Here is a 19,320-nt window from a genome sequence, read left to right on the forward strand (position 1 = left end):
GAAGGGAGCCGGCGCAGGGATACCCGCGGCGCCCGGCAGCGTTGCAACCCTGTCCACCGCAGGGCGCGCTCGCATTTCCGCGCGCGAGCGCCTATGTGTGCGGCGCAACATGGCGCTGTCCGGGGTGACTCCGGTCTCGCGCACCCCCTCAGACCCGGACAGTCCCTATGGAACTTCGCAACGTCGCGATCATCGCGCACGTCGACCACGGCAAGACCACGCTCGTGGACAACCTCCTCAAGCAGGCCGGCGCCTTCCGTGCCAACCAGCACGTGGCCGAGCGCGCGCTCGACCGCAATGACCTGGAGCGCGAGCGCGGCATCACCATCCTGGCCAAGTCCACCGCGGTGGAATGGAAGGGCGTCAAGATCAACATCGTGGACACGCCCGGCCACGCCGATTTCGGCGGCGAGGTCGAGCGGATCCTGAGCATGGTGGACGGCGCCATCGTGCTCTGCGACGCAGCCGAAGGCCCGCTGCCGCAGACCAAGTTCGTGCTGACCAAGGCGCTGGCGCGCGGCCTGAAGCCGATCGTCGTGATCAACAAGGTCGACCGTCAGGACGCCCGCGCCGACGAGGTGCACAACGAGGTGTTCGACCTGTTCGCGGCGCTGGGCGCGACCGACGAGCAGCTGGATTTCCACACCATGTTCGCTTCCGGCCGGCAGGGCTGGGCGGACCTGACCATGGACGGGCCCCGCAAGGACCTGAGCCCGATGTTCGACCTGATCCTGAGCCACGTGCCGGCGCCCAAGGTCGAGCTGGACAAGCCCTTCGCCATGAACGCCTCCATCCTGGAGGCGGACAACTTCCTCGGCCGCATCCTGACCGGGCGCATCGAGCAGGGCATCGCCCGCACCAACATGCCGGTGCGCGTGCTGCGGCAGGACGGCACGATCGTGGAAACGGGCCGGCTGACCAAGCTGATGACCTTTTCCGGCCTGGACCGCGTCCCGGTCGATGAGGTGCAGGCGGGCGACATCTGCGCCATCGCCGGCCTGAGCGACGCCACCATCCCCGACACCATCGCCTCCCCCGAGGTGACGGAGCCGCTGCACGCCATCCCGGTCGATCCGCCCACCCTGAGCATGACCTTCCGCATCAACGACGGCCCGCTGGGCGGCCGTGAGGGCAAGAAGGTCACCTCGCGCCAGATCCGCGACCGGCTGTTCAAGGAAACCGAGGGCAACGTTGCCATCCGGGTCAAGGACTCGGAGGAGGCGGACAGCTTCGAGGTCGCCGGCCGCGGCGAGCTGCAGCTGGGCGTGCTGATCGAGCAGATGCGCCGCGAAGGCTTCGAGCTGACCATCGGCCGCCCGCGCGTGCTGACGCAGATCAACCCCGAGACCGGCGAGAAGGAGGAGCCTTTCGAGGAAGTCCTGATCGACGTGGACGAGGGCTATTCGGGCGTGGTCGTGGAGAAGATGTCCCTCCGCAAGGGCATGATGCAGGACATGCGGCCCTCGGGTGGCGGCAAGGTGCGCCTGACCTTCCACATCCCGTCGCGCGGGCTGATCGGCTACCACGGCGAGTTCATGACGGACACGCGGGGCACCGGCATGATGAACCGGCTCTTCCTGGGCTATCAGCCCTGGGCCGGGCCGATCGAGGGCCGGGTGAAGGGGTCGCTGATCTCCAATTCGGACGGCGAGGCGGTGCAGTATTCCCTGTTCGCCCTGCAGGAGCGCGGCGCGCTCTTCGTGGACCCCGGCGTGAAGGTCTACGTGGGCATGATCCTGGGCGAGCATTCGCGCGAGAACGATCTCGACGTGAACCCGATCAAGGAGAAGAAGCTCACCAACATCCGTGCCGCCGGCAAGGATGAGGCGCTGCTGCTGGTGCCGCCCCGCAAGATGAGCCTGGAGCAGGCCATCGCCTATATCGAGGAAGACGAGCTGGTGGAGGTGACGCCCTCCGCGGTGCGGCTGCGCAAGCGCTACCTCGACCCGCATGAGCGCAAGAAGCACGCCCGCCGCTCGGAGAGCGAGGCGGCCTGAGGGCTGCCGGCTGGCAGGCCCGCTCGCGGTCTGCCAGCCGGGTCTGCTTCGCCCTTCCACGCGCCGAATTTGGTTCCGGCCGCTGCTTCCGATTTGGGGGCAGCGGCCGGTTCCGTTTTGGGGCCTGGGAATTGGGGAGGGCTGCGCCCGCTGCCGGGCTCCGTGGGCCGGGGAAGGGCCGCAGGAGGGCTTCCTGAACGGTACGGCCGGGTGGGTGCCCGCGAGGCATTCCCCTGCGCCATGGTGGCCTGACTGCTGCGGTCAGGGCGGCCATGCGGTATGCGGGAAAGAACATGCCGTGGTGGGCTTGCCGGCTCGGCCCACGGGCGGTATGGAGCCCCCGCACGCCGCCGGGGATGGATCACCCGCCCCCAGCGGCGCGAGGCGCGTCGGAGCGTAGCTCAGCCTGGTAGAGCACTGTGTTCGGGACGCAGGGGCCGGAGGTTCGAATCCTCTCGCTCCGACCACCGCCTCGCCCTGGCCCGGATGGGCACAGGTCCGGCCGCAGCGGTCGGTTCGGCCTTCGTGGCAGTGCCGCGGTTCTCACACTTCCCAGCTGATGGTTCGGCCGGCAGCCTGGGCGTCGATCCAGCGCAGGGCCTCGGCCCGGCTGTTGAAGAAGCGGGCGTGGCACAGGCTGGGCTGGGCGTCCGGGTCATCCGGTTCCAGCGTCCAGATCGCCTGGAAATATTCGGCCGCGATTTCCACCACATTGGCTACGAATCGCATGGGGCGCTCCTTCCGGGGTTTCTTCTTGTGGGCGAAGTGTTGCTGAACCCTTTTCGGTTCAACAATCCCGCCGTCCTTCACGGAACTGCGCGTTTTCTTGCCGAAACCTTCGTCACAGGGGAGGGGAGCATCGCGAGAGGGGAGGAGTGCGGCGGCCCGGCCACCCCGGGAGCAATCCGCCGCTCAGTTTTTCGTCAGCAGTGCGGAATCGGCTTGTCAAAACCGTATACCGGGCCGAGATTGTGCAGCGCAGCAAGCCGGTTCTCCCGGGTTGCTGCATTCTTGGACGTTTCCTCCCTAAACTCGGCGGTGCCTTCGGGCGCCGCCTTTTCTTTTTCCGGTGGGTTCCTCAGGCCGGATCGTTGTGCTGCCCCTGCGGCGCACGCAACAGGCCGCCGGCTTCGGCGATCCAGCACGCCTTGGCGACTTCATCCAGGATGGTCGCGCCGCCATGGGGCTCTTCCAGGGCGCGGATGCGGTAGAACTGGTACATGAGGCCCAGCTTCACCGGCGGCTTGGGCGCCGCCATGATGCCGCTGATCTGCATCCCCTGTGGCCCGCGTTCGCCGTAGATGCGCGCCATGCGGATGGCTTGCGGCGCCACCTTCCCGGAGGGTGCGACATAGTGGACGATCACCTCCACATCGAGGTTTCCCGCCAGCATCTCGCCATGGGGATGAGCGTCGTCCAGCAGCCGTGCGTCGGTGCCGGTCGCGGAGCTTCGGCCGAAGCGCGGGATCAGGCCGGTGTTCAAGCCGACACCGCGGCGCTGGAAGCGCAGCAGGCCGAGCAGTCCCCAGAAGCCAAAGAAGGCCAGGAGGAGCGTGGCCACCGAACCGCCGCTGGTAAGGGCCTGGAGCATCGGTGCTTCTTGATCCCTGAAGGGCTGGTCGAACGGAAGGCCTACACACATCGGCGGCTGAGCAGAAGTTCGGACCGCACTGGCCAAGGTCAATTCTTGCCATCAGCACGCCGGCTCATGCGGCCCGTGGGCCGTGCTGCCGGATCCCGCATCGCCTCATCCGGTCCGGAGTTGCACGCCGCTTGCTTGGCCCCTTCGGGCACGCCGATGCGTGCGAGGGGGACGAATTCAGTGAACAAGCTTCTGCAACGATCGCTGGCCGCGATTGCCTGCGCGTTGGGCATCGCGGTGGCGCAGCCGGCCGCGGCCCAGATCGAGATCCCGGGCGGCCTGACCCTGACGCTGACGCCCAGCGTGTCCAGCGACTACCTGTTCCGCGGCGTCAGCCAGACCCGCAACCGCGGGGCGGTGCAGGCCACGGTGGACCTGCAGCACGAGACGGGCTTCTACATCGGCGCCTTCGTGTCCAACGTCGCCTTCCAGGCCACCGACGCCCGGCAGGAGGTGGACATCCTGGGCGGGTACCGCTTCAAGGTGGACGCGCTGTCGGTGGACCTGGGCGCCGTGGGCTACGTGTACCCCGGCTACAGCGCCCCGGCCGGCGGCTTCGAGCTGAGCTACTTCGAGGTGGCGGCCAAGCTGTCCTACGAGTTCGAGCGGGTGAAGCTGCTGGGCTCGGCCTTCTACTCGCCCAACTTCCAGCTGGAATCGCGCAACGCCGTCTATGTCGAGGGTGGCGTCGAGGTGAAGCTGCCGCTGGACCTGACCCTCGCGGGCCGCGCCGGCTACCAGTGGATCGACCGCAACGAGCGCTACGGCCTGCCGAACTTCGCCAACTGGAACGTCACGCTGTCGCGCGACTTCTTCGGCTTCCTGGTCACGGTGGGCTATTTCGACACCAACGTCAGCAAGCGCGAATGCGGCGGCGGGCAGAAGATCTGCGATGCCCGCGCCATGGTGATCGTCAGCCACACCTTCTGAGGGCTCGCCTTACGGGGCTCGGCGACGCGGGAAGGGTTCTCAGCCTTCCCGCGCATCCCCGGCGGGCGCGCGCCCGCGGGCGGCCCAGCGCATCAGCCAGGAAATCGGGATCGCCCAGACGAGCCCGGTGACGAGGTAGTAGAGCGCCTGCACCGTCCAGTGCAGCCCGATCACGAAATCCGCCAGCGCCACCACCGCCACCACGTAGAGCAGCAGGCCGGACAGGCCGAGCAGGATGGCGATGGCGAGGCGGTTCATGCCGCAGGGCAATGCCCTAGTCGCCCCGTCGCCTCAAGGGCCGCGGGTGGGGAGCGGCCGGGTGGCGGGCGTCCGAGACCCCGGCCCGGGCTGCCGGTGCCGCTGCGGTCGGGGCGCGAGCCGGCGAGGGCCCCGGGCAGGCAGCGCCTGCGGCCTCGTTCTCAGGCCGTGGTTTCTGCGGCCGCAGGTGCCGCGCCGGGCTGCGGCGGGGCGGGCGGCAGGCGGCGCAGCATCCACAGCATCAGCGCCATGGCCGGCAGGGCGGCGGCGGTGGTCAGCAGGAAGAAGTCCGGCCAGCCCAGCGCCTCGGCCAGCCAGCCGGAGGATGCGCCCAGGGTGCGCAGCGGCACCGCGGCCAGCGAGCTCAGCAGCGCGTACTGGGTGGCGGTGAAGGCGCGGCTGGTGAGGCCCGACAGGTAGGTGACGAAGGCGGCGTCGGCCAGGCCGTCGGTGGCGTTCTCGATCCCCACCTGCAGCCACAGGGTCGGCACGTCGTGGCCGGCATGGGCCAGCACCACGTACATCAGGTTGGACAGCATCTGCCCCAGCCCGGTCAGCACCAGGGCGCGCGCCGTGCCCAGCCGCGCCACCAGCCAGCCGCCGGCCAGGGCGCCGAGCAGCGTGGCGAACAGGCCGAACACGCTGCCCACTGCCGCTACCTCCGTGCGCGAGAAGCCGATCTCGCGGTAGAAGGGCGCGGTCATCACCCCGGCCAGGGCCTCGCCCAGCTTGAACAGCGCCACGAACAGCAGGATGGGCAGCCACATCGGCCGGCGGAGGAACTCGCCGAAGGGTTCCACCACCGCCGCGCGGAGGCGCGTGGACCAGCGCAGCTGCGCCGGGTGCGGCGCCTCGGGCTCGTCGGCTAGCGCGGTGGCCAGGAAGCCCAGCCCGATCAGCGCGGCGCAGTAGCCGAAGGCCGCCGTCCAGCCGGCGAACTCGGCCACCGTCAGCGCCCCCGCGTTGCTGGCCAGCAGCGCGCCGCGATAGCCCCACACGTAGCAGGCCAGGCCGTAGCCCTGCTCGCGCTCGGGCAGGACCTCGATGCGCCAGGCGTCGACCACGATGTCCTGGCTGGCCGACAGGAAGGCCACCAGCACCGCCACCAGCACGGTGGTCATGGCCGCGGTGGCCGGGTCGGTGAAGCCGAGGCCGGCGATGGCGAGCGCCAGCGGGATCTGGATGGTGGCGAGCCAGCCGCGGCGGCGTCCCCAGCGGCGGAACAGCGGCGGCGGCACGGCGTCCAGCAGCGGCGACCACAGGAACTTCAGCGAGTACGACAGGCCGATCAGCGCCGTCAGCCCGATCGCCGTCAGCGTCACCCCGGATTCCGAGAACCATTGCCGCAGGGTGAAGGCGGTGAGCGGCAGCGGCACCCCGGCCGAGAAGCCGAGGGCGAGCAGCACCAGGAGGCTTCGGTCGGGGAGGCGGAAGCGGCGTGTCACGGCGGCACCCTGCCGCAAGTGCCGCCGGTCCGGAAGCGCGCGGCGGCGCACCGTGGCCATCCGGGAAGCGCCGTTGCGCGGGCTGGACGGGGTCGTTCAGTGCCCGCAACATCTCCCGAAGCCGTGAACGCGTCGTCGCGATTCGCGCAGGGGTGTCGGGAATGAACATCGTATCGCGGGCTAAGGGCCTGATCCTGCAACCCGCCGCGGAATGGCGGCTGATCGCGGGGGAGGGCGGCCGCCCGGCCGACCACTTCACCGGCTACGCCGTGCCGATGGCGGCGATCCCGGCGGTGGCGAGCTTCATCGGCACGTTGCTGCTGGGCGGGGCGCTCAGCCGGGTCGACCCCGGGCTGCGCATCGGGCTGGTGTCGGCGCTGGTGGCCGCGGTGGTGTCCTACGTGCTGGGCCTGCTGGGCGTTTTCGTGCTGGCCAAGCTGGTGGAGTTCCTGGCGCCGCGCTTCGGCGGCACGGCGGACCCGCTGCAGGCGATGAAGCTGGCGGTGTACTCGCCCACCGCGTCCTGGCTGGTGGGGATCTTCTTCCTGGTGCCCCCGCTGGCCTTCCTGGCCTTCCTGGGCCTGTACAGCCTCTACATCCTCTGGGTCGGCATCCCCATCGTGGTGCGGGTGCCGGAGGACCGGCGGCTGGTGTTCACCCTGGCGCTGATCGCCTGCGCCATCGTGGTCAACGTGCTGATCGGCTTCCTGGCCGGGCTCGCCCTAGCCTTCTGAACGGCACCGGGGCCGCGGCGAAGCGCGGCCCCGGAACCTTCACGTCCGGCGGTAAGGAGGGGCGGCTCAGCGGCCCCGGCCGGTCTTTTCCTGCAGCGCGTCGATGCGCTTGGACGCCTCGGCCTTGTTCAGGCTGGGGTCGAACTCCTCGCCGGCCTGCTCGCTCAGCGTCTTGAGGTAGCTGGCCTGGGCGCCGGTCATCTCCTCGTCGCCGGTGGTCCAGTCATCCGGGTCCTTGACGGCGTTGGAGTTGGGCTCCGGGTGGGACTTGGGGTTGGTGTCGTCCGCGGGGGCGTCGTGCCGGGGCGTGTCCTGCTTGGTCTGGGCCATGGGTCGGGTTCCTGGTGGCGTTGCTTGTTCTCTAAACGTTCGCTGCATGACTTGGTTGCACGCAGCGTCGGCACGACCGCCGGTCAGGGGTCGGGCAGTGGGGTGGGGCAGCCCTGCCAGGCGTCTGGCTTCTCGAACAGCGCCAGCACGGCGCGGGCCCCGGCGCCGCGCCCGCAGGGCGGCGACGGCCCCGTCGCGCCTGCGGCCAGGCCCGGCAGGCCTGTTTAGCCTCGAACTCAGCTTTCCGGATGCCGCCGTGCCGCTCAAGCCTGCCCGGCCGAGCCGGCGGCTGCGCCCGTCCCCAGGGCGCACTAGACTGCCCGCGCAGCGACGGGAGAGCGGGGCATGGGCGGCACGATGAACACCGCGGCGGAAGGGCCGGCCGGGCCGCTGTCGGGCCGGCGCGTGGTGGTGCCGGAAACGCGCGAGCTGGAGGTGATGGCGCGGATGCTGGAACGGCAGGGCGCCGCGGTGATCCGCTGCCCGCTGGTGGCCATCCTGGACGCCCCCGACCCCGCGCCGATCGAGGACTGGCTGCACCGCTTCCTGGCCAACCCGCCGGACGACCTGATCCTGCTGACCGGGGAAGGGCTGTCGCGCCTACTGGGCGTGGCCGGGCGCGCCGGGCTGGAGGACGGGTTCCGCGCCGCCCTGGCCGGGGTGCGGCGGATCGTGCGCGGCCCCAAGCCCACGGCGCGGCTGCGCACGATCGGGCTGGCGCCCGACATTTCCGCCGATCTGCCCACCACCGCCGGGGTGATCGCGGCGCTGGAGAACCTGCCGCTGGCGGGCCGCCGCGTCGGGGTGCAGCTCTATCCCGACAACCCCAACGAGGCCCTGCTGGGCTTCCTGCGCGAGCGCGGCGCCGCACCCGACCCGGTGACGCCCTACGTCTACGCTTCCCGGGAGGAGGATGGCCGCGTCGCCGCCGTGATCGAGGCCATGGCGGCGGGCGAGGTGGACCTGATCGCCTTCACCTCCTCGCCGCAGGTGCGCCGGCTGCGCGAGGTGGCCAGGGCCGCCGGCACGGAAGCGCGGCTGGCCGAGGCGCTGCGCCGCACCCGCATTGCCGCCGTGGGCCCGGTGGTGGCCCGGGCCGTGGAGGAGGCCGGCGGCGTGGTGGCGATGCAGCCGGGGGAGAACTTCCACCTCAAGCCCATGCTGGGCGCGATCGTGGCGGCGATCGGCTGACGGCGGCGGCGCGCGCCGTGACCGCCCGCGTGGTCGCCGTTTGCCGCGGCGGCGCGCACCGCTTCTCCAAGCCCGAGGAACTGTTCATCCGCCTCCTGGCCGGGGAAGGGGTGGAGGGCGACGCGCATCGCGGCGCCACGGTGCAGCACCGCTTCGACCGCGCCGCCGACCCGACGCGGCCCAACCTGCGGCAGGTGCATCTCCTCGCGGCGGAACTGCACGCGGAGCTGCGCGGGCGCGGCTTCAACGTCGCGCCCGGCGCGATGGGGGAAAACGTCACCACCGCGGGGCTGGATCTGCTGGCCCTGCCGGAAGGGGCGCGGCTGCACCTGGGCGGCGCGGCGGTGGTGGGGGTGACGGGGCTGCGGCACCCCTGCGGGCAGCTGGACCGCTTCCGCCCCGGCCTCCGGCAGGCCGTGCTGGACCGCGACGCCGCGGGGCGGCTGCTGCGCCGGGCCGGGATCATGGGCGTGGTGCTGGCGGGCGGCGAGGTGCATCCCGGCGACCCCATCCGGGTCGAGCTGCCGCCCGGCCCGCCGCGGCCGCTGCGGGTGGTGTGAGCGGCGCTCCGAAGGCAGGGTTGAAGCCCTTGCCTGCATCCCCCCCGCCCGTGCCACGCTGCCGCACACGAACACGGGAGATTCGCGTCATGCGGAGCGGTTGGCTGGCGGCGGGGCTGGTGGTGGCCGGGATCGGAATGGCGGCGGCGCAGGGAACCGGCACGGCCCCGACGCCCCCGGCGGTGTCGGCCAACCCGATCGCCCAGCGCAAGGACGAGATGAAGGCCAACCAGCGGCACCTGGAAGCCATCAAGGCCGTGCTGGACAGCCGCGGCGACATCGCCTCCATCGTGCCGCGGGCGGCGGAGATGCAGAGCTACTTCGTCGGCCTGCCGGCGCTGTTTCCGCCGGGCACCGAAACGGGCGACACCAAGGCGCTGGCTTCCGTCTGGTCCGACCGCGCCGGCTTCGAGCGCGCCTCGGCCACGGCGGCGGAAGCGGCGGGGAATCTGCGGCGCGCCGCGGCCAGCGGCGACGCGGCGGCCACGGCCACCGCCTTCCAGGCCATGGGCGCCAGTTGCGGCGGCTGCCACCGCAACTTCCGCGGCCGCTGAGCGGACGGGGGGGCTCCGGAAGAAGCGGCGTCCCCCTAGGCCCCGGTGCTGTTCATCGCCGGGCGCCGGCCTCAACCCAGCCGACTGATGCCCCAGACCGCGGCCACGGCGAGGGCCAGCAGCAGCGCGGCCAGGGCGGGGCTGCCCAGGCGCGGCGCGCGGCCGGCGAACTCGGCCGGCAGGCGCTTCACCCCCGTGACCATCGGCCGCACGAGGTCCTGGCCTTTGAGCACCGCGTAGGCCAGCACCGCCAGCACGTGCAGCCCGGCCAGGGCCAGCACGATCCAGAAGTTGGACACGTGGATGGAGGAGGCGAGGTCGCTGGTGTCCCCCGAAACATGCCGCGCCAGCGGGCCGTGGGTCAGCACCTGGTCGTCCGCCATCAGCCCGGTGACGGTTTGCACCAGCAGCACCGCCAGCAGCACCAGCACCATCCAGCCGCCGGCGGCGTTGTGGCCCAGCTCCGTGTCGGCCTCGCGCCGGGACAGGTGGGACAGGTGGCGCAGCGCCTCGACCGGGGAGCGCAGGAAGCGCGAGAAGCGCGCCGTGTCGGAGCCGAGAAAGCCCCAGGCGAGGCGGAACAGCACCAGCGCCAGCACCGCGAAGCCGGACAGCAGGTGCCAGTCCATGCGCCCGGTCTCGGCCGTCCACCAGGAGAAGCCCAGCAGCCCGACGATGCCCCAGTGCACCAGCCGGACCCAGCCGTCCCATACCTTCACCCGGACCCGTGTTGCCGACATGCCGCTGCCTCCGTTCGCGCGCGCCCATGATCGGCGCCCGCGGGTGGACGGCAAGGGCCGATCGCGGTCCGCAGCGCCGGCGAGGGGGCGGTGACGGGCTGGTGGCGGCGGCTGGAGGCGCTGCCCGCGCTGATTCCGGGCTGGACCCACGCGGCGATCCTGGCGCTGCTGGTGGCGCTGGCCTGGGCCCTGCTGGCCCGGCTGCTGCGCCGGCCGAACTGGGCGGGGGCCGCGGCGGGGGCGGGGCTGCTGGCCGGGGCCGTCCTGCTGCTGCCGCTGCCCGGCGCTTGGCCGCGAAGCCTGCCGGACCGGCTGCTGCCGCTGCTGGCGGCGCTGTGGCTGCTCGGCGTGGGGCTGCCCAGGCTGGGGCGGGCGGGGCCGGTGGCGGCGGGCGTGGCGCTGGTGGCTGCGGCCTGGTGGCTGGCCGGGGCGCCGCTGCGCCTGCCGGACGGGCGGCGCGCTGCACCGGCCGGCGGCGCGGCGGCGGTGGGCGGGCTGTTGTTCCTGCGGGCGCTGGGCGTCCGGGCGGCGGAACCGGTGGCCGCAGTGGGTTTTGCCGCTGCCCTGGCGGGGCTGTGGATCGCCGGCGCGGCGGGGCTGGCCACCGGGCTGGCCCTGGCTGGGTTAGGCGCCAGCCTGGGCGGCTGGGCCGGGCGGGCACCGCTGGGCTGGCCGTCGCGCCTGGTTCTGGCCGGCGGCTTGGCGGCGAGCCTGGCGCTGCTGCTGGCCGGGCGGGCGGCGCCGGTGGACTGGGCCGCGGCGGCCGCCCCGGCGGCAGCGCTGCTGCCGGGGGTGCTGGGCCGGGCGCGTCCGCCCCTGGCCGCGGCGGCCGCAGCGGCGCTGGCCGCGGTGCCGCCGCTGCTGGCGGCGTGGTGGCTGCGCGGGTGAGGCGCGCGGGGGCTCAGGCGGCACTTGCTCCGCCGGGCCGCCGCGCCGTAGTTACGATGCCATGATAACAGCCACACGCACCGTGCTCGTGGCCGTGCCGCTGGTGCTGGGCGGGGCGGCGGCCGGCGCGTGGTTCGCCTGGCCGACCCTGCGCGAACCGGCACCCGGCCAGTGGCCGGCGGCGCCGGCCGCGCCCGCCGCGCTGCCCGCCCCCGCCGCCGCGCCGCGCCCGGCCCCCGTGCCCGAGGCCGCGCGCTCCGGTGCGGCGCCGGCCGTGGCGCCCGCGCCCGCGGCGCGCCGGCTGGAAGCCCCACGCTTCGACATCGTGCGCGTCGGCGCCCGCGGCAACGCGGTGGTGGCCGGCCGCGCCACGCCGGGGGCGGAGGTGGTGCTGCTGGAAAGCGGGCGGGAGATCGGCCGCACCCGCGCGGATTCGCGCGGCGAATGGGTGATCCTACCGGACAGCCCGGTGGCCGCGGGGGCGCGGGAATTGTCGCTGCGCGCCCGCCTGCCGGACGGGCAGGAAATGCCGGGCGAGGGCACGGTGCTGGTGGTGGTGCCGGAAGGCGGCACCGCGGTGGCGCGGGGGGCGCCGGGCGGGGAATCGCCGGCCGAGGCCGGGCGCCAGGCCGCCGTGCCGCCCGCGGGCGAGCGTCCCGGCGCCGCGGCCCGGCCCGGGGCGGGCGTGGCGGCGGAACCGGCGGCCGGGGACTCGGCGGGGGCGGTGCGGCCGGGCGCGGAGCAATGGGCGGCTAACCGCCCGGCGGCGGGCGGCGCGGGCGCGAATCCGCCGGCCCCGGCGGGGGTGGACACCACGGCGGCAAGGAGCACCGGCGCGGTGCCGCCCGCCGGCAGCGGGGCGGCTGCCGTCACGGCGGAAGCGGCCGCGGCGCCCCTGGTCCTGCTGCTGCCGCCCGGGCCGGGGGCCGCGCCGCGGCCGTTGCAGGGCGGCACGGCGGCGCTGGGCGTGGACATCGTGGACTACGACGAGACCGGCAACATGCGCTTTGCCGGCAGCGCGCCCTCCGGCTCGCAGCTGCGGGTTTATGCCGACAACCGGCTGCTGGGCGACGTGCGGGCCGATGAATCCGGGCGCTGGACCCTGGCACCCGACACCCTGCCGGAACCGGGCCGGCACACGCTGCGGGTGGACCGGCTGTCCCCCGGGCGCGCCGAGGCGCCGGGCGCCGTGGCCGCCCGCGTGGAGGTCGCCTTTCAGCGCGAGCACCTGCCCGAGGGCACGCTGCGCGACGGCCGGGTGGTGGTGCAGCCCGGCAACAACCTGTGGCGCATCGCGCGCGAGGCCTACGGCCGCGGCGCCCGCTACACCGTGATCTTCGCCGCCAACCGCGACCAGATCCGCGATGCCCGGCGGATCTATCCCGGGCAGGTGCTGGGCGTGCCGGACGCGCCGCCGGCGATCCCGGCCGAGGCCAGCCGCTCCAGGTAAGGGTCCAGCGCCAAGGCGAAGCGCACCATCGCCGCCACGATGGCGGGGGCGGTGGTGGGGCCGGCGATGCTGGCCGATGCGTCCAGCCGGACGCGGTGGTCGGGCAGCAGGGCCAGGTTCCAGCCCGCCGGCAGCTCGCCGGGCAGGGCGGCCAGCGCCGCGAAGGCCGGCTCGCGCGCCGCGGCATTCCCGGCGGTGGACGGGACGCGCCCGGCTTCCGCCGACAGTTGCAGCCCCGCCGCCCCCAGGGCGGCGCGGCAGGGATGGCCCCGCCACAGGAAGCGCAGCGCCGGCTCGGTGCCGGGCTCGCGGGGGGACAGGCTGGAATCCTCGCCCACGGCGAAGGCCCCGAGCGGGAGGGGGAAGCGGGACGGCTGCATAGGGCCAGGGTTGTCCGGCGCCGATGAACAGTGTGATAACCTCGGCACCATGTCCTTGATCCAGAGCGTGAAGATGGTGCTGGCACCGCCGCACCCGGCGGGCCGGCCGTTCCTGTATGGCGGGGCCGCCGTGGCCGTGATCGGCGGCTTGCTGGTGGGCAAGTGGCTGTTCTGGCCCGGCCTGCTCTTCGTGCTGTTCTGCCTGTACTTCTTTCGCGACCCCGAACGGGTGCCGCCACCGCGGCCGGACGTGCTGATCGCGCCCGCCGACGGGCGGGTGGTGCTGGTTTCCCCCGCCGTGCCGCCGGCCGAGCTGGGCCTGGGCGAGGCGGCGCGCTGGCGCGTGGCGATCTTCCTCAGCGTGCTGGACGTGCACGTGAACCGTGCCCCGGCCGATGGGGTGGTGACGCGGATTTCCTATCGTCCCGGCAAGTTCCTCAATGCCAGCCTGGACAAGGCCAGCGAGGAGAACGAGCGCAACGCCCTGGCCATGCGGCTGCCCGACGGGCGTGACATTGCCGTGGTGCAGATCGCCGGGCTGATCGCCCGCCGCATCCTGTGCCACGTGCGGGAAGGCGACCGCCTGGGCGCGGGCGAGCGCTTCGGCATCATCCGCTTCGGCTCCCGCACCGATCTCTACCTGCCCGAGGGCGTGCGCCCGCTGGTGGCGCCGGGGCAGCTGATGATCGGCGGCGAAACGGTGATCGCCGACCTGTCGCTGCCGCGACCCGCCGCCGTGGCCGCCGGCTCGGCCCAGGACAGCACGCCGGGGATCGGATGAGCGACGCGCTGCCGCCCCCCGAGGCGCCCCCCGAAGCGCCGGGCTCGGACGCGTCGCGCCGGGGCCGCCGCTTCCGGCTGAATGCCCGCCGCCGGCAGCGGCTGCAGGGGCTGAGCTTCAACCGGCTGCTGCCCAACATCCTGACCATGCTCGGCCTCTGCGCCGGGCTGACGGCGGTGCGCTTCGCCTTTGACGGCCGCTGGGAACCGGCGCTGACGCTGATCGTGGTGGCCGGCGCCATCGACGGCATCGACGGGCGGCTGGCGCGGCTGCTCAAGGCGACCTCCCGCTTCGGGGCGGAGTTCGACAGCCTGTCGGACTTCGTGTCCTTCGGCGTGGCGCCGGCGCTGGTGCTGTACCTGTGGACGCTGCACGACGCGCGCGGCGTGGGCTTCATCCCCTGCCTGATGTTCGCCGTGTGCATGGCGCTGCGGCTGGCGCGCTTCAACGCCTCGCTGGATGTGGCGCAGGTGCCGCTGGCCAAGGGCGTGATCCCGCCGCCGCCCAAGCCGGCCTACGCGCAATCCTTCTTCACCGGGGTGCCCGCGCCTTCCGGCGCCGGGCTGGCGCTGTTTCCGGTCTTCGCCTCGCTGGCCTTCGAGGGCTGGGGGCTGACGGGGGTGGCGGCGGTGCTGCGCCACCCGGCCTTCGTGGCGCCGCTGCTGGTGCTGGTGGCGGCGCTGCTGGTGTCCACCCTGCCGACCTGGAGCTTCAAGAACTTCAAGGTGCCGCGCGACGCGGTGCTGCCGCTGCTGCTGGGCGCCGCCGCCTATGCCGCGCTGCTGGTTGCTGAGCCCTGGGCGGCGCTGGCCGCGGCGGGGCTGATCTATTTCGCGCTGCTGCCGTTGGCCTCGCGGTCCTACCTGCGGCTGCGGCAGGAAGCGGAAAACCTGACCGTGCCCGCCGCCCCCGCCGCGGACTGAGGCAGCAGGCCGGCCCCGCGTCCCGCAACGCCCGGCGCGGAGTCCGCGCCGGGCCGGTTCTACGGCCAAGAGTAACATGAACATCCGTCCATCTTGTGGCGCGCCCGCCGGGCCACGACATGGATGGGCATGATCGACGCCAAGAACCTCCTCGACCGTTTCCTCGGCCCGGGCGCCGCTTCGGCGGCGCTGGAACGGGTGTCCGGCCTGACCGGCGGCGCGGTGGCGCCGCAGCAGGGCTCCGGCAGCTCGCCCTGGCTGAACCCCACGGGCGTGGGCGGGGCCGGTGGCATGGTGGATGCCGCGCGCCAGGCCCTGGGTGGCGGCACCGGCGGCGGCGGGATGCTGGACGCGGCGCGGCAGGCGCTGGGTGGCATGGGCGGTCCCGGGGCGCTCGCGGCCACCGGGGCGGCCGGCGGCCTGCTGGGCATGCTGGTGGGCGGCGGCAAGAAGCGCGGCCGGCTGGGCGGGGTGGTGAGCCACGGCGGCGCCGCGCTGCTCGGTGCCCTGGCCAGCCGCGCCTTCGACAACTGGCAGAAGGGGCAGGCCCCTGCCCAGGCGCCCGTGGCCGCGCCGGCGGAAGCGGCGACGCTGGAACAGCGCTTCCTGCCGGGGGCGACCCCCGCCGCGGACGGCCAGCCCTTCGAGCTGGCGCTGATCCGCGCCATGATCGCCGCGGCCAAGGCCGACGGCCACGTGGATGTCGAGGAACAGCGCCGCATCTTCGGCCGGGTGGAGGAGCTGGGCCTGGACGCCGAAGCCAAGGCCTTCGTGTTCGACACCCTGGCAGCGCCGATCGGCCCGGCCGAGGTGGCGGCCGCGGCCCGCACCCAGGAGCAGGCGGCGGAGCTGTACCTCGCCTCGCGCCTCGCGGTGGACCCGGACCAGCCGACCGAGCGCGCCTATCTGGAAGCGCTGGCGCACCGGCTGAAGCTGCCGGAGGGGCTGGCGGCGCATCTGGATCGGCAGGCCGACGCCGCCCATATCGGCTGAGGCTTCCGGGGGCGGCCGGCACCTTCCGACCGCTGCCCGGTTCCGCCCGCCGAGGAAAGGTCGCGGCCCGCGCCGCCCGTTGTTGCCATGCCCGAAGTGCAGTCTTCCGCCATTCACCGCGTCGAGCACGATGAGGACACGGCCCAGCTGGCCGTGTGGTTCCACTGGCGCGGCGAGCCCTACGTGTTCCAGGGCGTGCCGCGTTCCCTGTTCGAGCAGTTCCTGCGCGCCCGCTCGCTGGGGCAGTTCTTCAACCGCCGCATCCGCGACCGCTTCACCGCGGGCTGAGCCCGCCCGCGCGCCGCATCAACGCCAGGGGCGCCAAGCGGAGGTTTCCCGTTCCCGCGCGGCCAGCGCGCTGGCGCACAGGATGTCCAGCAGGGTGATGCCCGCGACTGCCCCCAGCGCGAGGCGGGCGTTGATCCGCTTCCGCCGCGGGTAAACCAAGGCACTGCCCAGCGTCGCCAGGTCCAGCGCGTCGCCGCCGACCCGGGCCCAGAGCAGGGCGGAGGAGGTCGGGTTGCCCAGGATGGCGGCGCCGTTGGCCACCTCGCGCAGCCCGAAGAGCCGGATGGTGCCGGCACGCCGCTCCATCCCCAGCCAACGCCCGAGCGAGCGGCCCGCGAGGATCTCCGCGGCGCCGAGGCCGATGCTGAACCAACCCAGGAAACGCGCCAGTTTCACGGCATCCACGGCCGATCTCCCTCCATGCGGAGCCGCCGCGGCCCCGGGGGCGTAACGCGGGACGGGCGGGCGAGGGGGCTTCAAACCTCGCGGAGAAGCCGAGAAGCGGGGGTTTCGCCGGCGGGTGCTGCCAGTGACCGTCAAGTGTCACGTTGTCTGACAACCCCGTGAACACGAACCCCCTTTTGCATCCGTTTGCTGCGGTGCAACGTATAGCCGTCATGATGATGTTTCGTCTCAAGCCCGTGGCGGAGGCCCTTGCTCATCCGGCCTGGGCGGCGAGCCGCTACTGCGGCAGCTGCCTGGTGCTGGCGGAGAATGCGGAGCGGGCGCGCTGCTATGCCAGCGGCGCCTTCACCCTGCCGGTGTGGGACCGGGAAGGGAGCCTGCCCTCGCATCCCTGGCAGACCCCGGACCTGGTGGCCGCGGAAGAACTGCCGTGCTGCGGTGCCGAGGGGCTGAGCGAAACCGGGCCGCTGGTGCTGGAAGAGGTCCCCGAAGGCAGCGAGCGGAGTCGGGCCCAGGTCTGATCCCCACCGGGACGGCGCGACCCGCTGCGGCGATGCTGGTGGGACAACGGAAGAGCGGCCCTTCTGCGGTGCAACACGCATGGGGGCCGCTCGCGGGGGCGCCCGGCCGGCAACGGCCGGGCGCCCTTCGCCGTTCCAGTGGTCGGGATTGGTCCCATGTGCCAGCGGCGCCGTTCCAGCGGGGGAGTACAGCTTTTCCGCCGGCTTATGTTGCGGCGCAGCAACCCGGGGCCGTCGTTAGCGTTTCCTTGATGCGGCCCGCCTACACTCGGCCGCACGTTTCCTCCCTAGACTCGCCCGGCCAGCAATGGCCGGGCTTCTTTTTTGCTGCCTCGCGGCCGGTGCAGGGCCGGCATGCCGCCCGTGGCCGCGGTGGACATCGGGCGGCGGCGTGACCATCTTTCGGGGTGATGGCTCCGCAACGTCCTGGGTGCCGGCAGCCGCCCTGGGCGGTGCCGGCGCAGCCGGCGATGTCTGCAGGGAGCCAGCGTCGAGGAACCGAGAACCCGTCACCGCGGCCTTCCGGCCGTTCCCGCCCCTGCGGGCGCGCTGCTCCGCGAGCAGCCGCCGCGGAGCAGCGCGCGGAACACCGGGACGCCCGCGCGTGTGCGGCAGGAGTTTTGCGTGATGGCTTCGCAGCGCAACGGCGGCGGCTTCGTGCTGTTCGACGTGTTGTATGAGGACGGCAGCCGCCGTTCCAACCGCAAGGTCCCGGAAGCGGTGGTGAACGGGCTGGATGGCGAGCTGGGTGCCCGCCGGGTGATCGAGCAGCAGGACGAGGAGATCGCCAAGGCGTCCGGCCGCGATGCGTCGCCTATCAGCAGCCTGGAGCGGGTCAAGACCGCCAAGCCGCCCAAGGGCAAGTACAGCTTTTGAGCCAGCGGGGGCCCGTGCTGCCCGGTCCGGAGCGCGGGCCGCCCGCGGCAACGGCGCCCGCCGAGGCTGAATTCCGTCCCCGCCATCGGCCGAGATGCCGGGCGGCGCGGCTCCGGACCTGGCAGGGCCGGGCGGCCTGATGGACCCCTATATCCTGGTGCTGGTGGCGGCCGGCCTGCTGATCCTGCTGGTGGCCTGGCTGCCGATGGTGCTGCGGGAATTGCCGCTGTCCCTGCCGATCTTCTGCGTGGTGGCGGGCTTCGGCGGCTTCTCGCTGGTGGAAGGCTTCACCCCCGATCCGATGCGCTTCCCGGTGTTCACGGAACACCTGACGGAACTGGTGGTGATCGTGGCGCTGACGGGGGCGGGGGTGAAGCTCGACCGGCCTTTCAGCTTCCGCAACTGGGGCGCGACCTGGCGGCTGCTCGCGGTGGCCATGCCGCTGTCGATCCTGGGCATTGCCCTGGTGGGCCACTGGCTGCTGGGCTTCGGCCTGGCCTCCGCCCTGCTGCTCGGCGCCGCCCTGGCGCCCACCGACCCCGTGCTGGCCGCCGACGTGCAGGTCGGGCCGCCCGGTTCGGGCGAGGAGGACGAGGTGCGCTTCGCCCTGACCGCCGAGGCCGGGCTGAACGACGGGTTGTCCTTTCCCTTCGTGAACCTGGCGATCGCCGCCGCCACCCTGGGCGCGGGCGGTTTCAGGGAGTGGGGCACGGAATGGCTGCTGACCGACGTGGTGTGGAAGCTGGCGGCCGGGTTGGGCGTCGGCTGGGTGGTGGGGCGCGGCCTGGGCTGGCTGATGTTCCACGTCCCCAACCGCGCCGGGCTGGCGCGCACGGGGGACGGCTTCCTGGCGCTGGGCATCACCTTCCTGGCCTACGGCATCACCGAGATCGCGCACGGCTACGGCTTCCTGGCGGTGTTCGTGGCCGCCGTGGCGGTGCGCGACACCGAGCGCGAGCACGACTTCCACGAGCGGCTGCATGACTTTTCCGAGCAGATCGAGCGGCTGCTGATGATGGTGCTGCTGGTGCTGCTGGGCGGCGCCGTGGCGGGCGGGCTGCTGGCACCGCTGACCTGGCCGGACGTGCTGGCGGTGCTGATCTTCGTGTTCGTGGTGCGGCCGGTGGCGGGAGTGGTCAGCCTGCTCGGCACGACGCTGCCCTGGCAGGAACGCGCGACTCTGGCCTTCTTCGGCATCCGCGGCCTGGGCAGCTTCTACTACCTGGCCTACGCGGTGAACGAGACGCGCTGGGACCGGGCCGAGGAGATCTGGGCCGTGATGGGGCTGACGGTGGTGCTGTCCATCGCCCTGCACGGCGTCACCGTGACCCCGGTGATGCGCTACCTCGACCGCCGCCGCCGCCCCCAGGGCGTGCTGCCCCTCGACGAGCAGGCCTGAACACCCCGGCCCTGGCCGCGCCCCGCGGGGCGGAG

General features: G+C 73.1%; 23 protein-coding genes and 1 tRNA gene. 16 read left to right on the forward strand and 8 right to left on the reverse strand.

Features of this window, described 5'->3' with window-relative positions; genetic code table 11:
- Positions 1–167: 167 nt before the first annotated feature.
- The gene (typA, locus tag ACLIBK_RS17340; protein WP_415388542.1) at positions 168–1,997 is read left to right on the forward strand and encodes a translational GTPase TypA; all 1,830 of its coding nucleotides are present in this window, start codon (positions 168–170) and stop codon (positions 1,995–1,997) included.
- 390 nt (positions 1,998–2,387) lie between these two features.
- Positions 2,388–2,464: transfer RNA gene (locus tag ACLIBK_RS17345), tRNA-Pro, on the forward strand.
- 76 nt (positions 2,465–2,540) lie between these two features.
- On the opposite strand, the gene ACLIBK_RS17350 is transcribed toward ACLIBK_RS17345, so the two are convergent.
- Together ACLIBK_RS17350 and ACLIBK_RS17355 are read right to left on the reverse strand one after the other, a co-directional pair.
- Positions 2,541–2,726 carry a hypothetical protein gene (locus tag ACLIBK_RS17350; RefSeq protein WP_415388543.1) on the reverse strand — a complete coding sequence of 62 codons (186 nt, stop codon included), beginning with the start codon at positions 2,724–2,726 and terminating at the stop codon, positions 2,541–2,543.
- A 349-nt stretch (positions 2,727–3,075) separates the two neighbouring features.
- Complete coding sequence (locus ACLIBK_RS17355) at positions 3,076–3,588, reverse strand: hypothetical protein (RefSeq protein ID WP_415388544.1); 513 nt, start codon at positions 3,586–3,588, stop codon at positions 3,076–3,078.
- A gap of 231 nt (positions 3,589–3,819) precedes the next feature.
- Between ACLIBK_RS17355 and ACLIBK_RS17360 the strand changes: the two genes are divergently transcribed.
- Complete coding sequence (locus tag ACLIBK_RS17360; protein ID WP_415388545.1) at positions 3,820–4,569, forward strand: TorF family putative porin; 750 nt, start codon at positions 3,820–3,822, stop codon at positions 4,567–4,569.
- 39 nt (positions 4,570–4,608) lie between these two features.
- Here the strand turns inward: ACLIBK_RS17360 and ACLIBK_RS17365 are convergent, their stop codons facing one another.
- Together ACLIBK_RS17365 and ACLIBK_RS17370 are read right to left on the reverse strand one after the other, a co-directional pair.
- A complete protein-coding gene (locus tag ACLIBK_RS17365) occupies positions 4,609–4,827 on the reverse strand; it encodes a DUF2842 domain-containing protein (protein WP_415388546.1) in 219 nt (72 codons plus the stop codon).
- A 161-nt stretch (positions 4,828–4,988) separates the two neighbouring features.
- A complete protein-coding gene (locus ACLIBK_RS17370) occupies positions 4,989–6,272 on the reverse strand; it encodes an AmpG family muropeptide MFS transporter (protein ID WP_415388547.1) in 1,284 nt (427 codons plus the stop codon).
- 161 nt (positions 6,273–6,433) lie between these two features.
- Here ACLIBK_RS17370 and ACLIBK_RS17375 point away from each other — a divergent pair, with 161 nt between their 5' ends.
- The gene (locus tag ACLIBK_RS17375; RefSeq protein ID WP_415388548.1) at positions 6,434–7,006 is read left to right on the forward strand and encodes a Yip1 family protein; all 573 of its coding nucleotides are present in this window, start codon (positions 6,434–6,436) and stop codon (positions 7,004–7,006) included.
- Between the two features lie 66 nt (positions 7,007–7,072).
- On the opposite strand, the gene ACLIBK_RS17380 is transcribed toward ACLIBK_RS17375, so the two are convergent.
- Positions 7,073–7,336, reverse strand: a complete 264-nt coding sequence (locus ACLIBK_RS17380; protein WP_415388549.1) for a DUF3072 domain-containing protein — start codon at positions 7,334–7,336, stop codon at positions 7,073–7,075.
- A 345-nt stretch (positions 7,337–7,681) separates the two neighbouring features.
- Between ACLIBK_RS17380 and ACLIBK_RS17385 the strand changes: the two genes are divergently transcribed.
- The 3 genes from ACLIBK_RS17385 (at position 7,682) to ACLIBK_RS17395 (ending at position 9,641) form a co-directional block, all read left to right on the forward strand.
- On the forward strand, positions 7,682–8,527 hold the full coding sequence (locus tag ACLIBK_RS17385; protein WP_415388550.1) for a uroporphyrinogen-III synthase: 846 nt from the start codon (positions 7,682–7,684) through the stop codon (positions 8,525–8,527).
- A 17-nt stretch (positions 8,528–8,544) separates the two neighbouring features.
- Positions 8,545–9,087: an MOSC domain-containing protein gene (locus tag ACLIBK_RS17390; RefSeq protein WP_415388551.1), complete on the forward strand. Its 543-nt coding sequence runs from the start codon at positions 8,545–8,547 to the stop codon at positions 9,085–9,087.
- Between the two features lie 89 nt (positions 9,088–9,176).
- Positions 9,177–9,641 carry a cytochrome c gene (locus tag ACLIBK_RS17395; protein WP_415388552.1) on the forward strand — a complete coding sequence of 155 codons (465 nt, stop codon included), beginning with the start codon at positions 9,177–9,179 and terminating at the stop codon, positions 9,639–9,641.
- A gap of 71 nt (positions 9,642–9,712) precedes the next feature.
- Here ACLIBK_RS17395 and ACLIBK_RS17400 read toward each other — a convergent pair whose 3' ends face one another.
- Complete coding sequence (locus ACLIBK_RS17400) at positions 9,713–10,381, reverse strand: cytochrome b/b6 domain-containing protein (protein ID WP_415388553.1); 669 nt, start codon at positions 10,379–10,381, stop codon at positions 9,713–9,715.
- A 90-nt stretch (positions 10,382–10,471) separates the two neighbouring features.
- On the opposite strand from ACLIBK_RS17400, the gene ACLIBK_RS17405 reads away from it, so the two are divergent.
- Together ACLIBK_RS17405 and ACLIBK_RS17410 are read left to right on the forward strand one after the other, a co-directional pair.
- Positions 10,472–11,269 (forward strand): hypothetical protein, encoded by a 798-nt coding sequence (locus ACLIBK_RS17405; protein WP_415388554.1) that lies wholly within the window; start codon positions 10,472–10,474, stop codon positions 11,267–11,269.
- A 61-nt stretch (positions 11,270–11,330) separates the two neighbouring features.
- On the forward strand, positions 11,331–12,719 hold the full coding sequence (locus ACLIBK_RS17410) for a LysM peptidoglycan-binding domain-containing protein (protein WP_415388555.1): 1,389 nt from the start codon (positions 11,331–11,333) through the stop codon (positions 12,717–12,719).
- On the opposite strand, the gene ACLIBK_RS17415 is transcribed toward ACLIBK_RS17410, so the two are convergent.
- Positions 12,647–13,099 carry a hypothetical protein gene (locus ACLIBK_RS17415; protein WP_415388556.1) on the reverse strand — a complete coding sequence of 151 codons (453 nt, stop codon included), beginning with the start codon at positions 13,097–13,099 and terminating at the stop codon, positions 12,647–12,649. The genes ACLIBK_RS17410 and ACLIBK_RS17415 overlap by 73 nt on opposite strands.
- A gap of 49 nt (positions 13,100–13,148) precedes the next feature.
- Between ACLIBK_RS17415 and ACLIBK_RS17420 the strand changes: the two genes are divergently transcribed.
- The 4 genes from ACLIBK_RS17420 to ACLIBK_RS17435 all read left to right on the forward strand — a co-directional run bounded on the left by ACLIBK_RS17420 (position 13,149) and on the right by ACLIBK_RS17435 (position 16,084).
- Positions 13,149–13,880 carry a phosphatidylserine decarboxylase gene (locus ACLIBK_RS17420; RefSeq protein WP_415388557.1) on the forward strand — a complete coding sequence of 244 codons (732 nt, stop codon included), beginning with the start codon at positions 13,149–13,151 and terminating at the stop codon, positions 13,878–13,880.
- Entirely contained in the window at positions 13,877–14,803 is a 927-nt protein-coding gene (locus ACLIBK_RS17425; RefSeq protein WP_415388558.1) for a CDP-alcohol phosphatidyltransferase family protein, read from the forward strand. Before ACLIBK_RS17420 ends, ACLIBK_RS17425 begins: the two co-directional genes overlap by 4 nt.
- Positions 14,804–14,932: 129 nt before the next feature.
- Positions 14,933–15,796, forward strand: a complete 864-nt coding sequence (locus ACLIBK_RS17430; RefSeq protein WP_415388559.1) for a tellurite resistance TerB family protein — start codon at positions 14,933–14,935, stop codon at positions 15,794–15,796.
- 87 nt (positions 15,797–15,883) lie between these two features.
- Complete coding sequence (locus ACLIBK_RS17435; RefSeq protein ID WP_415388560.1) at positions 15,884–16,084, forward strand: KTSC domain-containing protein; 201 nt, start codon at positions 15,884–15,886, stop codon at positions 16,082–16,084.
- A gap of 18 nt (positions 16,085–16,102) precedes the next feature.
- Here the strand turns inward: ACLIBK_RS17435 and ACLIBK_RS17440 are convergent, their stop codons facing one another.
- Complete coding sequence (locus tag ACLIBK_RS17440; RefSeq protein WP_415388561.1) at positions 16,103–16,489, reverse strand: hypothetical protein; 387 nt, start codon at positions 16,487–16,489, stop codon at positions 16,103–16,105.
- A 212-nt stretch (positions 16,490–16,701) separates the two neighbouring features.
- Between ACLIBK_RS17440 and ACLIBK_RS17445 the strand changes: the two genes are divergently transcribed.
- The 3 genes from ACLIBK_RS17445 (at position 16,702) to ACLIBK_RS17455 (ending at position 19,285) form a co-directional block, all read left to right on the forward strand.
- On the forward strand, positions 16,702–17,010 hold the full coding sequence (locus tag ACLIBK_RS17445) for a hypothetical protein (protein WP_415388562.1): 309 nt from the start codon (positions 16,702–16,704) through the stop codon (positions 17,008–17,010).
- Positions 17,011–17,637: 627 nt separating this feature from the next.
- Positions 17,638–17,886 carry a hypothetical protein gene (locus tag ACLIBK_RS17450; RefSeq protein ID WP_415388563.1) on the forward strand — a complete coding sequence of 83 codons (249 nt, stop codon included), beginning with the start codon at positions 17,638–17,640 and terminating at the stop codon, positions 17,884–17,886.
- A gap of 139 nt (positions 17,887–18,025) precedes the next feature.
- Entirely contained in the window at positions 18,026–19,285 is a 1,260-nt protein-coding gene (locus tag ACLIBK_RS17455; RefSeq protein WP_415388564.1) for a cation:proton antiporter, read from the forward strand.
- Positions 19,286–19,320 lie beyond the last annotated feature (35 nt).

This window comes from Roseomonas sp. BN140053 (assembly GCF_047690175.1).
Classification (GTDB): Bacteria; Pseudomonadota; Alphaproteobacteria; order Acetobacterales; family Acetobacteraceae; genus Roseomonas.